This window comes from Klebsiella sp. LY (assembly GCF_004010915.1).
Taxonomy (GTDB): domain Bacteria; phylum Pseudomonadota; class Gammaproteobacteria; order Enterobacterales; family Enterobacteriaceae; genus Klebsiella; species Klebsiella quasipneumoniae.
The window spans coordinates 890,465-903,345 of sequence record NZ_CP022444.1; the positions used below are offsets into that span (position 1 = coordinate 890,465).

Annotated in this window: 11 protein-coding genes; 3 read left to right on the forward strand and 8 right to left on the reverse strand. The window is 61.7% G+C overall.

The window, feature by feature from the left end; genetic code table 11:
• Positions 1–47: 47 nt before the first annotated feature.
• Positions 48–767, reverse strand: a complete 720-nt coding sequence (btsR, locus tag CE636_RS07125; RefSeq protein WP_004144215.1) for a two-component system response regulator BtsR — start codon at positions 765–767, stop codon at positions 48–50.
• Positions 761–2,449 (reverse strand): sensor histidine kinase, encoded by a 1,689-nt coding sequence (locus CE636_RS07130; RefSeq protein ID WP_004201596.1) that lies wholly within the window; start codon positions 2,447–2,449, stop codon positions 761–763. The genes btsR and CE636_RS07130 overlap by 7 nt, the downstream gene beginning before the upstream one ends.
• A 229-nt stretch (positions 2,450–2,678) precedes the next feature.
• Here CE636_RS07130 and CE636_RS07135 point away from each other — a divergent pair, with 229 nt between their 5' ends.
• Positions 2,679–2,792: a protein YohO gene (locus tag CE636_RS07135; protein WP_017899340.1), complete on the forward strand. Its 114-nt coding sequence runs from the start codon at positions 2,679–2,681 to the stop codon at positions 2,790–2,792.
• On the opposite strand, the gene CE636_RS07140 is transcribed toward CE636_RS07135, so the two are convergent.
• The 5 genes from CE636_RS07140 to bglX all read right to left on the reverse strand — a co-directional run bounded on the left by CE636_RS07140 (position 2,767) and on the right by bglX (position 8,944).
• Positions 2,767–3,504: an ABC transporter permease gene (locus CE636_RS07140; protein ID WP_017899339.1), complete on the reverse strand. Its 738-nt coding sequence runs from the start codon at positions 3,502–3,504 to the stop codon at positions 2,767–2,769. The genes CE636_RS07135 and CE636_RS07140 overlap by 26 nt on opposite strands.
• Positions 3,488–4,435: an ABC transporter ATP-binding protein gene (locus CE636_RS07145; RefSeq protein WP_017899338.1), complete on the reverse strand. Its 948-nt coding sequence runs from the start codon at positions 4,433–4,435 to the stop codon at positions 3,488–3,490. The genes CE636_RS07140 and CE636_RS07145 overlap by 17 nt, the downstream gene beginning before the upstream one ends.
• Entirely contained in the window at positions 4,428–5,585 is a 1,158-nt protein-coding gene (locus tag CE636_RS07150) for an ABC transporter permease (RefSeq protein WP_017899337.1), read from the reverse strand. Before CE636_RS07150 ends, CE636_RS07145 begins: the two co-directional genes overlap by 8 nt.
• Before the next feature lie 7 nt (positions 5,586–5,592).
• A complete protein-coding gene (locus CE636_RS07155; RefSeq protein WP_004201600.1) occupies positions 5,593–6,510 on the reverse strand; it encodes an ABC transporter substrate-binding protein in 918 nt (305 codons plus the stop codon).
• Between the two features lie 136 nt (positions 6,511–6,646).
• Positions 6,647–8,944 (reverse strand): beta-glucosidase BglX, encoded by a 2,298-nt coding sequence (gene bglX / locus CE636_RS07160; protein ID WP_004201601.1) that lies wholly within the window; start codon positions 8,942–8,944, stop codon positions 6,647–6,649.
• A 194-nt stretch (positions 8,945–9,138) separates the two neighbouring features.
• Between bglX and dld the strand changes: the two genes are divergently transcribed.
• Complete coding sequence (dld, locus tag CE636_RS07165) at positions 9,139–10,884, forward strand: D-lactate dehydrogenase (RefSeq protein ID WP_004201602.1); 1,746 nt, start codon at positions 9,139–9,141, stop codon at positions 10,882–10,884.
• 85 nt (positions 10,885–10,969) lie between these two features.
• Positions 10,970–11,524 carry a GNAT family N-acetyltransferase gene (locus CE636_RS07170; RefSeq protein WP_017899336.1) on the forward strand — a complete coding sequence of 185 codons (555 nt, stop codon included), beginning with the start codon at positions 10,970–10,972 and terminating at the stop codon, positions 11,522–11,524.
• A 334-nt stretch (positions 11,525–11,858) separates the two neighbouring features.
• On the opposite strand, the gene pbpG is transcribed toward CE636_RS07170, so the two are convergent.
• Positions 11,859–12,809, reverse strand: coding sequence for a D-alanyl-D-alanine endopeptidase (gene pbpG, locus CE636_RS07180; protein WP_017899335.1), 951 nt, complete (start codon positions 12,807–12,809; stop codon positions 11,859–11,861).
• Between the last annotated feature and the right edge of the window lie 72 nt (positions 12,810–12,881).

The window sequence follows — 12,881 nt, forward strand, 5'->3', positions numbered from 1 at the left end:
GAGTGCCTTTTACTGTCGATGATGCAATGGGGCGCAGTGTAGCAGCTTTACAGGCCAATCGCCTCTTTCAGGCTTTTTAAATAGCGTCGGCTCACCGGCACCGTTTGCCCGGCGCGCATTAGCAGCTCCGCCTGACCATTCTCCTCCAGGCGAATCTCCTTCAGGTGCGCCATATTCACCAGATACTGGCGATGGCAGCGCAGCAGCGGCGTGCGGCTCTCAAGGGTGCGCAGGGTCAGCTCGGTAAACCCTTCCTTGCCCTCGCGGTCGGTCACGTAGATGCCGCTCATCCGGCTGCTGACGAAGGCTACATCCTCCATCTGCAGCAGCCAGATACGGCTGTGACCGGTACAGGGTATGTATTTCAGCGTCTGCTGAGCATCATCCAGCAGCGACACATCCTGCAGATTACGCTCCTGGCGCAGGCGGGCGAGGGTTTTCTCCAGCCGCGCAGCTTCAATCGGCTTGAGCAGATAGTCAAAAGCGTGCTCCTCAAAGGCTTTCACCGCGTATTCATCAAAGGCGGTGAGAAACACAATATAGGGGCGGTGCTCCGGGTCGAGCATCCCGACCATCTCCAGACCGCTGATGCGCGGCATCTGGATGTCGAGAAACAACACGTCGGGACGCAGCTTATGTACCGCGCCAATCGCCTCCACCGCGTTGCCGCACTCGCCGACGATCTCGATATCGCGCTGTGTCTCCAGCAATATACGCAGGTTTTCCCGCGCCAGCGGCTCATCATCGACGATCAATACTCTCAGCATGCATTCTCCTCCAGGGGCAGACGTAGGGTGACACGGGTAAAGCGCTCCGGCTCGCAGGTGACGCTGATGCCGCAGTCGGCGCCAAAACGCGCCCGCAGCCGCCTGTCCACCAGATTCATCCCCAGCCCGCTGGCCTGAGGGTTGGCCTGGTACAGCCCGGCGTTATCTTCGATATCCAGCTGCAGCCAGCGATCGTCCTGGCTGGCGCGAATGGTAATTTCGCCGACGCCAAGATGCTGCGATGTGCCATGCTTAATGGCGTTCTCCACGATCGGCTGCAGGGTAAAGGCCGGCAGCTGGTGATGCGCCAGCCCTTCCGGCACCGCCATCTGGATCTGCAGGTTAGCCTGAAAGCGGGCCTTCTCAATCTGCAGATAGGCGTTAACATGCTCTATCTCATCGGCGAGGGTGACGATTTCCGTCGGCCGCTTCAGGTTCTTGCGAAAGAAGGTCGACAGATACTGCACTAGCTGGCCGGCCTGCTCGCTGTCGCGACGGATCACCGCCTTCAGGGTGTTGAGCGCGTTAAACAGGAAGTGCGGGTTAACCTGGGCATGCAGGAGCTTGATTTCGGATTGCGTCAGCAGCGCCTTCTGCCGCTCGTACTGCCCGGCGAGGATCTGCGCCGACAGCAGCTGAGCAATCCCCTCTCCGAGGGTGCGGTTGATCGAACTGAACAGACGGTTTTTCGCCTCATACAGTTTGATGGTGCCGATCACCCGCTGGTTCTCACCGCGTAAGGGGATCACCAGCGTCGATCCCAGCTTACAGTGCGGATGAATCGAGCAGCGGTAGGGAACCTCGTTGCCGTCGGCATACACCACCTCCCCGGTCTCAATCGCCCGTTGCGTATACGACGAGGAGATAGGTTTGCCCGGCAGATGGTGGTCGTCGCCGATGCCGGTAAACGCCAGCAGCTTGTCGCGATCGGTGATCGCCACCGCGCCGATATCCAGCTCCTGGATAAGCACCTGGGCCACCTTCATGCTGTTCTCTTCGTTGAACCCCTGACGCAGGATCCCCTCGGTGGACGCCGCCACCTTCAGCGCCGTGGCGGAAAAAGCGGAGGTGTACTTCTCGAACATCGCCCGCTTGTCCAGCAGAATGCGCATAAACAGCGCCGCACCGACGGTATTGGTCACCATCATCGGCGCGGCAATGCTCTGCACCAGATGCAGTGCGTCCTGGAACGGGCGGGCAATCAGCAGAATGATCATCATCTGCACCAGCTCGGCCACGAAGGTGATCGCCCCGGCGGTGAGCGGGCTAAAGACTTTGTCCGGCCGGCCGCGTTTGACCAGCACGCTGTGCACCAGACCGCCCAGTAGCCCCTCGACGATGGTGGAGACCATACAGCTTAAGGCGGTCATCCCCCCCAGCGAGTAGCGGTGCAGGCCGCCGGTCAGCCCCACCAGCCCGCCGACCACCGGGCCGCCGAGCAGGCCGCCCATCACGGCGCCGATGGCGCGGGTGTTGGCGATAGAGTCTTCGATATGCAGACCAAAATAGGTCCCCATAATGCAGAAAATGGAGAAGGTGACGTAGCACAGCAGCTTGTGCGGTAGGCGAACGGTGACTTGCATCAGGGGGATAAACAGTCGGGTTTTGCTCATCAACCACGCGATGACCAAAAATACGCACATCTGCTGAAGCAGCAGCAACACCAGATCAAACTCGTACATACCCGCAAACCACACATTTCAGAAAGCGCGTACCATACCCTGACTGGCGAAAACTTTCTTTGAAGCCCTGCATAAAAATGAAAAATGACGGGCAGGATCACACTTTTTTGCGGCGCGTTGCTCAGCCAAATAGGCAAAAAGCCCGGCGCGGCGCGCTAAACCGCAATTAATGTTTCATTAACACCTGCGCTTCACCGTATAATCCCCCTGTTAACATCAGGAGCCTATTATGAAGCCAGCGAAAATCGCGGTCGTCACTCTCTTCTTACTTATGGCCATCGGCGGGATCAGCGGCGTAATGATGGCCGGCTATTCCTTTATTGTGCGTGGCGGTGTCGGCTGATCCAGCGGGTCAGACGCTCAAACGCGCGGTCGACAATGATCGCCGCCAGCGCCACCAGTAGCGCCCCCTGCACAATATAGGCGGTATTAAACCCGCTCAGGCCGATGATGATCGGCGTCCCAAGCGTATTGGCCCCCACCGTCGAGGCTATCGTCGCGGTACCAATATTGACGATGACCGAGGTGCGGATCCCCGCCAGGATCACCGGGGCCGCCAGCGGCAGCTCCACCTTATACAGACGCTGCCAGCCGGTCATTCCCATCCCTTCTGCCACATCTGACACGCCCGACGGTATCGATCCCAGCCCGGCCAGCGTCCCCTGCAGCACCGGCAGTATGCCATACAGCGCGAGGGCGATCAGCGCCGGCAGCCAGCCAAAGCCCAGCACCGGTACCGCCATCGCCAGCACCGCCACCGGCGGAAAGGTCTGCCCGATAGCGGCGATGGTCTCCACCAGCGGACGAAACGCGCTGCCCGCGGGCCGGGTAACCGCCACCCCTGCCCCCAGCCCGACGGCGGTTGCCACGAGGCTGGATACCACTACCAGCCAGCCGTGATCGAGAGTGAGCGCCCAGAAGCTCTCCTGCTGGTAAACCGGCCGCGGCAGCTCCGGAAACAGCCGGCTGAACAGCGGCGCGCTGTAGGGTAGCCCCATCAGCAGGCCGATGAACAGCGCGATAAGCCACCACAACGGCTCACGAAGCGCCTTCATGACTCGCCTCCTGGCGCAGCAGATCGGCAAAATGCAGCGTGCCGCAGGGCTGCCCCTCGGCATCCACCACCGGCAGCGCCTCGCAGCGCCGGGCGACAAACTGCGATAGCGCTTCCCGCAGGGTCATGGTGACGATCAGCCCCTCGCCCGCCAGCCGCTCGTCGGGGCGCAGATAGTCCCGCACCTCACGCAGCGACAGCAGGCGCACGCCCAGCTCGCTGCGGCCAAAAAAGGTCTGCACAAAGCTATTCTCTGGCCGCAGGAGCATCGCCAGCGGCGCCCCCTGCTGGACCACCTCGCCACCGTCCATCAGCACCAGGTGGTCCGCCAGACGCAGCGCTTCGTCAATATCATGGGTCACCAGGACAATCGTCCGCCCCAGCAGGCGGTGAATGCGCAGCATCTCCTGCTGCAGCGCCTCGCGGGTCACCGGGTCGAGAGCGCCGAAGGGTTCATCCATCAGCAGCACCTCCGGGTCTGCCGCCAGCGCCCGCGCCACCCCGACCCGCTGCTGTTGGCCGCCGGAAAGCTGATGGGGGTAGCGGTCGCGCAGCGTCGCCTCCAGCCCCAGCAGCGCCATCAGCTCGTCGACCCGGTCGGCGATCCTCGCCCGCGGCCATTTTTGCAGCTGCGGCACGGTGGCGATATTCTGCGCCACCGTCCAGTGGGGAAACAGGCCGATAGACTGGATGGCATAGCCCATCCGTCGCCGCAGGGTCAGGAGCGGCTGCTGGCGGATGTCTTCGCCGGCAAAGCGAATCATGCCCCGGTCCGGCTCCAGCAGGCGGTTGATCATTTTCAGCGTCGTCGACTTGCCCGAGCCGGAGGTCCCCACCAGCACCGAAAAGGCGCCTTCGCGCAGCTCCAGGGTCAGGTCCTTCACCGCCGGGTGGCCGGCAAACGCTTTGCTGACCCCTTGAAATTCAATCATTGGCCTCTCCTTTTAGCCAGGCGCCCCACAGCGCGAACAGAGCATCCACCACCACCGCCAGGGCAATGGTCGGCACCACGCCCAGCAGCACCAGATCCAGCGCGCTGCTCAGCAGCCCCTGAAATACCAGCGCGCCAAAGCCGCCGGCGCCGATCAGCGCCGCCACCACCGCCATGCCGACGGTTTGCACGCTGACCACCCGCAGGCTGCGCAGCAGCACCGGCATCGCCAGCGGGAGCTGCACCTGACGAAAGCGCTGCCCGGCGCTCATGCCCATCGCCGTCGCGCTCTCCAGCGCATCCTGCGGCACCTGCTGCAGGCCGGTCACCACCCCGCGCACCAGCGGCAACAGCGCATACAACGTCAGGGCAATCAGGGCCGGCGCCACGCCGGTCCCGGAGACGCCCAGCTCGCCCAGCGCCGGAAAATAGCGCGCCACACCGGCAAGCGGGGCAATGAGCAGGCCGAACAGCGCCACCGACGGGATAGTCTGGATCACATTGAGCACGGTGAAGGCCGGCGCCTGCCAGCGCGGACGCCGCCAGAGCCATACCCCCAGCGGCAGGCTGATCAGCAGGCCCGGCAGCAGGGTGCCAAACAGCAGAAGCAGATGCTGGCGCAGAGCGTCGTCAAACACCTCCTGGCGGTTGGCATACTCTTTCAGCAGCGAGAGCTGATCGAGCGCCCCGGCGGCGAGCAGGATGATGGGCAGAAGCCAGACTTGCGCATTGAGCAGCCAGCGCCATAGCGGCCGGGCGGTAAGATGACGAATGGCCTCGCTGGCCAGCAGCAGGCAGAGCGCCAGCGACAGCCACAGGCCGCTGCCGGGCGAGGTGCGCGCCAGCGGCGAGCCGTGCCGGGAGAGCTCAAGCGCCGCCTGGCCGCTGCCCCAGATAAGCAGCGGGAAGAGCAGTTCGGCCAGCAGCAGATGGAGAAGCGGCGCGACCCTGCCCGGCAGCCAGCAGAGCAGGATCCCGGCGAGGGCTGCCGCCAGCTGAACGCCGGCGAGCCAGGGCATCACCTGCCACAGCCCGCGCCCTTCCCCGGAGAGTAAGCGATTCGGCGCGTAAGTGATAAACGGCAGCGCCAGCGTAACCAGCAGCAGGCCTGTCAGCAGCAGGCCGACGCGGTGAGTACAGCGAATGGTCACCGGTGGCTTACTTCAGCAGGCCTTTCTGCTGCAGATAATCTGCCGCCACGCGCTTCGCATCCTGGCCTTCCACTGCGATGCGGGCGTTGAGCTGCTGCAGGGTCTTTTCATCGAGGCTGGCGAAGACCGGCTTCAGCCAGTCGGCGATCTGCGGGTAGGCTTTCAGCACCGTCTCGCGCACCACCGGCGTTGGGGCGTAAATCGGCTGCACGCCCTGCGGGTCGCTCAGCGTCTGTAATCCCAGGGCCGCCACCGGGCCGTCGGTGCCGTAGGCCATCGCCGCGTTGACACCGGAGGTCTGCTGCGCCGCCGCTTTGATGGTCACCGCCGTATCGCCCCCGGCCAGCGACAGCAGCTGGTTCTGGTTGAGTTTAAAGTCATACGCTTTTTCAAACGCCGGCAGCGCGTCCGGGCGTTCAATAAACTCCGCCGAGGCCGCCAGCTTAAATTCGCCGCCCTGCTGCAGATAGCGGCTGAGGTCGGCCAGCGAAGTCAGGTGATTTTTCTCCGCCAGCTCCTGACGCACGGCGATGGTCCAGGTGTTGTTGGCCGGCGCCGGGGTAAGCCATACCAGCTGATGTTTCTCCTGATCCAGGCGCTTCACCTTCTCATAGCCCTGCTGGGCATTCTTCCATGCCGGGTCGTTTTCATCTTTAAAGAAAAAAGCGCCATTGCCGGTATATTCCGGGTAGATATCCAGCTCGCCGGCGACAATCGCCCCGCGCACCACCGGCGTGGTGCCGAGCTGGATTTTGTTAATCGTTTTGACGCCGTGGCTTTCCAGCACCTGCTGGATCATATTACCGAGCAGCGCCCCTTCGGTATCAATTTTCGAGCCGACCTTCACCGGCTCTGCCGCCTGCAGCGGCACACTTATCAGGGCGGCCAGCGCCAGCGCGCCGGACCATTTCGTCGCCATCTTCATCCCGCATCCCTCAGTTCTTTTGCGCTTCGCTTACAGAAGCTTAAGAGAAAAGCGTAGTCCATTTGCCAGCGATACGAAAAAGAAAAGGCCGATTAATCGGCCTTTTAAGTGTGACGTTGCGCTTAAGGGCTATGTCTTACAACAGCTCAAACTCGCTCTGCTTCACGCGGGCGGAGTCCACGCCGATAAAGACATTGAATTTGCCCGGCTCAGCGACGTATTTCATCTGCTGGTTCCAGAACTTCAGCGCGTCGACGTCGATCGGGAAGCTGACGGTTTGCGTTTCGCCCGGCTTGAGGTTGACCTTTTTAAAGCCGCGCAGCATTTTTACCGGCCGGCTCATGGAGGCGGTGACATCCTGCAGATACAGCTGAATGACCGTCGCCCCTTCGCGTTTGCCGGTGTTGGTCACCTGCACGCTGGCGGTCACGCTGCCGTCGCGCGGCAGCGTGGCCGACGACATGGTGACATCGGAGACGCTAAAGGTGGTATAGCTCAGGCCGTAGCCAAACGGGTACAGCGGGCCGTTGGCTTCATCGAAGTAGCGCGAGGTGTACTTGTTCGGCTTCTCAGGATTATACGGACGACCGGTATTCAGGTGGCTGTAGTAGGTTGGGATCTGCCCCACCGAGCGCGGGAAGGACATCGGCAGCTTGCCCGACGGGTTATAGTCGCCAAACAGCACGTCGGCGATGGCATGCCCGCCTTCGGTGCCGGCAAACCAGGTCTCCAGCAGCGCATCGGCTTGCTGATCCTCTTTCACCAGCGCCAGCGGACGGCCGTTCATCAGCACCAGCACCAGCGGTTTGCCGGTGGCCTTGAGGGCGGCAATCAGGTTGCGCTGGCTCTGCGGCAGGGTGATGTCGGTCCGGCTGGAGGCCTCATGGGCCATGCCCTGCGCCTCGCCCACTACGGCAACCACCACGTCGGATTGCTTCGCCGCCGCGACGGCTTCGTCGATCATTTCCTGCGGCGAGCGCGGGTCAACCTGCACCGCGTTCTCATACAGGTTGAGGAAATCGACAATGCCTTTGTCGTCGGTAACGTTCGCCCCTTTGGCGTAAATCACTTTGCCGTTATCGCCCAGCGCTTCTTTGATGCCGGTCAGGACGGTCACCGACTGGTCGGCCACGCCCGCTGCCGACCAGCTGCCCATCATGTCGCGTTTGCTGTCCGCCAGCGCGCCCACCACCGCGATAGTGCCGGATTTTTTCAGCGGCAGCGTATCAAGCCGGTTTTTCAGCAGCACCAGGCTCTCGCGGGCGACTTCCCGCGCCTCTTTACGATGCAGACGGCTTTCTGCGTTGGTGTCCTGCGGGTCAGAATCTTTTGGCCCCAGGTGGCTGTACGGATCGTTGAACAGCCCCATATCATATTTGACGTTAAGCACGTGACGGGTGGCGTCATCCAGCTCGGCCATGGTCACCTTGCCGGACTTCACCAGCCCCGGCAGGTACTTGCTGTAATACTCGTCGCTCATGCTCATGTTGATGCCGGACTTGAGCGCCACGCGCACCGCGTCTTCCGGGTCGGAGGCCACGCCGTGCTTGATCAGCTCTTTAATGGCGCCGTGGTCGGAGACCGTGATGCCTTTAAAGCCCCACTGGTCGCGCAGGACATCTTTCAGCAGCCAGGAATCGGCGGTCGCCGGGGTGCCGTTCAGCGAGTTCAGGGCCACCATCACCGCGCCGCTGCCGGCATCCAGCCCGGCTTTATACGGCGGCATATAGTCGTTGAACAGGCGCTGCGGGCTCATGTCGACCGTGTTGTACTCTTTCCCGCCCTCCACCGCGCCGTAGGCGGCGAAGTGCTTGACGCTGGTCATCACCGAATAGCGGTCCGCCGGGCTTTTGCCCTGCATCGACTCCACCATCGCCTGACCCATCATCGTGGTCAGATAGGTGTCTTCCCCGAACCCTTCGGAAGCGCGTCCCCAGCGCGGGTCGCGGGAGACGTCGACCATCGGCGCCCAGGTCATGTTCAGCCCGTCATCGGCGGCTTCATAAGCTGACACCCGGCCCACGGTCTTCACCGCGTCGAGGTTAAACGACGAGGCCAGGCCGAGGCTTATCGGGAAGACGGTGCGCTGGCCGTGCAGCACATCGTAGGCAAAGAACAGCGGGATTTTCAGGCGGCTGAGCTGCATCACCTGATCCTGCATCACGCGGATATCCGGGCGGGTAACGGTATTAAAAATCGCCCCCACCTGACCGTTTTTGATCATTTCACGGATCGCCTCTTTGGGGTTATCCGGGCCGACGCTTATCAGACGCAGCTGGCCGATTTTCTCGTCTACGGTCATTTTTTTCAGCAGGTCGGTGACAAAGGCATCCCGCGCCTGCGGGGTCAGGGGGTGGTTACCAAACAGTTCATCCGCCAGCGCGGGTTGCAGCGCCAGACTCACGGCGACGCCTACAGTGCAGAGCCATTTCATTGTTATCTCGCTTTTTCTCAGACGGGGACTCGGTAAAACATAATAAAAACCGCAGTTTGCCATATATATAAACAACGCGCCCGCAGAATGCTAAGGTTCTTCTCTGATTTTTGCGAAACATTCATGCATCAAATTGTCATACAAAGCGCTATGCTTATCCTCGATATTTCGCGCACCACCACAAGGAGTGGAACATGTCATCTGCACCCACTAACACCAATAAAACGTTTCTGGCTGACCTCGCGCGCCTGGTTGGCCCTTCGCATCTGCTGACCGACCCGGCAAAAACCCAGCGCTACCGCAAAGGCTTCCGCTCCGGTCAGGGCGAGGCGCTGGCGGTTGTCTTTCCCGGCACCCTTTTGGAACTCTGGCGCGTGCTCAACGCCTGCGTCGACGCCGATAAAATCATTCTGATGCAGGCGGCCAACACCGGCCTGACCGAAGGCTCCACCCCCAACGGCAATGATTACGATCGCGAGATCGTGATTATCAGCACTCTGCGCCTGGATAAACTGCATCTGCTGGACAAAGGCGAGCAGGTGCTGGCCTGGCCCGGCACCACGCTCTACTCACTGGAAAAAGCGCTGAAACCGCTGGGGCGCGAGCCGCACTCAGTGATCGGCTCATCGTGCATCGGCGCGTCGGTGATCGGCGGGATCTGCAACAACTCCGGCGGTTCCCTGGTGCAGCGCGGGCCGGCCTACACCGAGATGTCGCTGTTCGCACAGATTGACGCCGACGGCAAGCTGAAGCTGGTCAACCATCTGGGCATCGATCTCGGCAGTACGCCGGAGCAGATCCTCAGCCGACTCGACGACGAGCGGATCAGCGATAGCGATGTGCTGCACGATGGCCGCCACGCCCACGATCACGACTATGTTACCCGCGTGCGCGATGTCGATGCCGACACCCCGGCACGCTACAACGCTGACCCGGACCGCCTGTTCGAATCCTCCGGCTGCGCCGGCAAGCTGGCGGTTTTCGCCGTGCGTCTCGATACCTTCCCGGCGGAAAAGCGCCAGCAGGTGTTTTACATTGGCACGAACCAGCCGCAGGTATTGACCGAGATCCGCCGCCATATCCTCGCCGAGTTCCAGCATCTGCCGGTGGCCGGGGAATATATGCACCGCGATATTTACGATATCGCCGAGAAGTATGGCAAAGACACCTTCCTGATGATCGACAAGCTCGGCACCGACAAAATGCCGTTCTTCTTCACCATGAAGGGGCGAACCGACGCGATGCTGGAGAAAGTGTCGCTGTTTAAACCGCACTTTACCGACCGCTTTATGCAGAAGCTCGGCCACGTCTTCCCGGCGCATTTACCGGAGCGGATGAAAACCTGGCGCGACAAATATGAACACCATCTGCTGCTGAAGATGGCCGGCGACGGCATCGAAGAAGCACAGCGCTGGCTGACGGAATACTTCCAGCAGGCCGAGGGAGATTTCTTCGCCTGTACGCCGGAGGAAGGCAGTAAGGCGTTTCTCCATCGCTTTGCCGCCGCCGGCGCGGCGATCCGCTATCAGGCGGTGCATGCCGACGAAGTCGAAGATATTCTGGCGCTGGATATCGCCCTGCGCCGCAACGATACCGAGTGGTTCGAACATCTGCCGCCGGAGATCGACAGCCAGCTGGTGCACAAGCTCTACTATGGCCACTTTATGTGTCATGTGTTCCATCAGGATTACATCGTCAAGAAAGGGGTCGATGCCCATGCGCTGAAGGAGCAGATGCTGGAGTTGCTGAAAGCGCGCGGCGCCCAGTACCCGGCGGAGCATAACGTGGGTCATCTGTATGAAGCGCCGGAGAGCCTGCAGCAGTTCTATCGCCAGAACGATCCGACCAACAGCATGAACCCGGGGATTGGTAAAACCAGTAAGCAGAAATATTGGGGTGAAGCGGCCCCGGCGCCGGTCTCCCCGGCGGATCCGCAATAATCGGCGGCAGGACTATTCAGCCTGGCGCTTCTGTATTACGCTGCACGCCGGAGAATGTCTCTCCGGCAGATTCAGGAGCGCCGCCATGCCCGCAGAGGCCCCGTTACTCGACAGTGATTTAGAAATTCGTGAAGCGCTGCCCGACGATGCGCACGCCATCGCCGCGCTGTATGTCTGGCACGTGCTTAATGGCCGCGCCTCCTTCGAAGAGATCCCCCCCACCGTTGACGAAATGCGTAAACGGATCCAGACCGTGCGCGATAACGGGCTGCCCTGGCTGGTCGCGCTGTGGCGCGGGGCTATCGTCGGCTACTGCTACGCCACTTTCTATCGCCCGCGCCCGGCCTATCGCTATACCCTCGAGGAATCGATCTACGTGGAGTCCGGAATGGGCGGGCGCGGCATCGGCAGCGCGCTGCTGTCGCGGCTGATCGCCGAATGCGAGAAAGGCCCGTGGCGGCAGATGCTGGCGATCATCGGCGATGGCCATAACAATGCCGGCTCGCTGGCGATCCATAAAAAGTTCAGTTTTACCGTGGCGGGTCAGCTGCGCAGCGTCGGCTATAAGATGGGCGACTGGCGGGATACGTTGATTATGCAGCGCGCGCTGGGTGACGGCGACTGGACGCTCCCGGAGTAATATTCGGCGTCAAATCCCCGGCTCGCGGCGTAAACGCCTCAGCCGGGCTACCGTTCAGCGCGGTTCCCCAGGCCGGATAAGGCGTCAGCCACCATCCGCCACAACCACCGGCACTCGGCCTGATTGCCCGGCGGCGCTGCGCTTGCCGGGCCTACGAAGGGGGCGAACCCAGCGCCAAATCACCCAGGCCGGATAAGGCGTCAGCCACCATCCGCCACTCGGCCTGATTGCCCGGCGGCGCTGCGCTTGCCGGGCCTACGAAGGGGGCGAACCGGGTGCCAAATCACGTAGCCCGGATAAGGCGCAATGCGCCGTCATCCGGGGGATGTGCAGATTAATCGTTCTGCGCGGTCTGGGCGCCGCCTTTCAGCATCGCCTCCGCCATCTGCGCTTCGCGCTGCTTCTTATAGCTCAGCGCCGAAGCCGGCACCGGCATCACCTTCCCGGTCTCGATCCACGTGCGCAAACGGCTGGCGTCGGCAAAGTGGGTATATTTGCCGAAGGCATCCATCACCACCAGCGCCACCGGGCGTTGGTTGATCACCGTGCGCATAATCAGGCAGTGGCCGGCGGCGTTGGTGAAGCCGGTTTTGGTCAGCTGGATGTTCCAGTTGTCGCGATACACCAGATGGTTAGTGTTGCGGAACGGCAGGCTGTAGGCCGGATGGGCAAAGGTGGCGGTCTCTTCTTTGGTGGTGCTCAGCTGGCCGATCAGCGGGTACTGCTCGCTGGCGATCAGCAGTTTGGTCAGATCGCGGGCGGTGGAGACGTTATGCACTGACAGACCGGTGGGCTCCACGTAGCGGGTATGGGTCATCCCCAGCGCCTGCGCTTTGGCGTTCATCGCGCGAATAAAGGCGTCGTAGCCGCCCGGATAGTGATGCGCCAGGCTGGCGGCCGCACGGTTCTCGGAAGACATCAGCGCCAGCAGCAGCATATCGCGGCGGCTGATTTGGCTGTTGAGACGCACGCGCGAGTAAATCCCCTTCATTTCCGGGGTATGGCTGATATCCACCGTCAGCATCTCATCCAACGGCAGATGGGCATCGAGCACCACCATGGCGGTCATCACCTTGGTGATCGACGCCATCGGGCGCACCAGATCCGGCTGGCTGGCGTAGATGATTTTTTTGGTGGCCAGATCGACGATCATGGCGCTGCCGGAAGCGATGTCCGGCTGCGAGGCGGTCACCGCCGCGGAGGTTTTTGCTAACGCCTGGGGCGCAAAAGGCACAGCCAGCAGCAAGGTCAGGCTGAGCAAAGAGACTCGAAATTTCGGCATCATGGGCATTCTGAAAAGTATTTTTGCACGTTATGCAACGTACGCCGCGAGGTTAAGTGGGCAACTTCGCTGGCA

Excerpts from the sequence above, each read along its gene's own strand:
- CE636_RS07140 (WP_017899339.1), bottom strand. The coding sequence starts at position 3,504 with ATGAAGGCGCTTCGTGAGCCGTTGTGGTGGCTTATCGCGCTGTTCATC.
- dld (WP_004201602.1), top strand. The coding sequence starts at position 9,139 with ATGTCATCTGCACCCACTAACACCAATAAAACGTTTCTGGCTGACCTC.
- CE636_RS07170 (WP_017899336.1), top strand. The coding sequence starts at position 10,970 with ATGCCCGCAGAGGCCCCGTTACTCGACAGTGATTTAGAAATTCGTGAA.
- CE636_RS07155 (WP_004201600.1), bottom strand. The coding sequence starts at position 6,510 with ATGAAGATGGCGACGAAATGGTCCGGCGCGCTGGCGCTGGCCGCCCTG.
- CE636_RS07135 (WP_017899340.1), top strand. The coding sequence starts at position 2,679 with ATGAAGCCAGCGAAAATCGCGGTCGTCACTCTCTTCTTACTTATGGCC.
- btsR (WP_004144215.1), bottom strand. The coding sequence starts at position 767 with ATGCTGAGAGTATTGATCGTCGATGATGAGCCGCTGGCGCGGGAAAAC.
- CE636_RS07130 (WP_004201596.1), bottom strand. The coding sequence starts at position 2,449 with ATGTACGAGTTTGATCTGGTGTTGCTGCTGCTTCAGCAGATGTGCGTA.
- pbpG (WP_017899335.1), bottom strand. The coding sequence starts at position 12,809 with ATGATGCCGAAATTTCGAGTCTCTTTGCTCAGCCTGACCTTGCTGCTG.
- CE636_RS07145 (WP_017899338.1), bottom strand. The coding sequence starts at position 4,435 with ATGATTGAATTTCAAGGGGTCAGCAAAGCGTTTGCCGGCCACCCGGCG.
- bglX (WP_004201601.1), bottom strand. The coding sequence starts at position 8,944 with ATGAAATGGCTCTGCACTGTAGGCGTCGCCGTGAGTCTGGCGCTGCAA.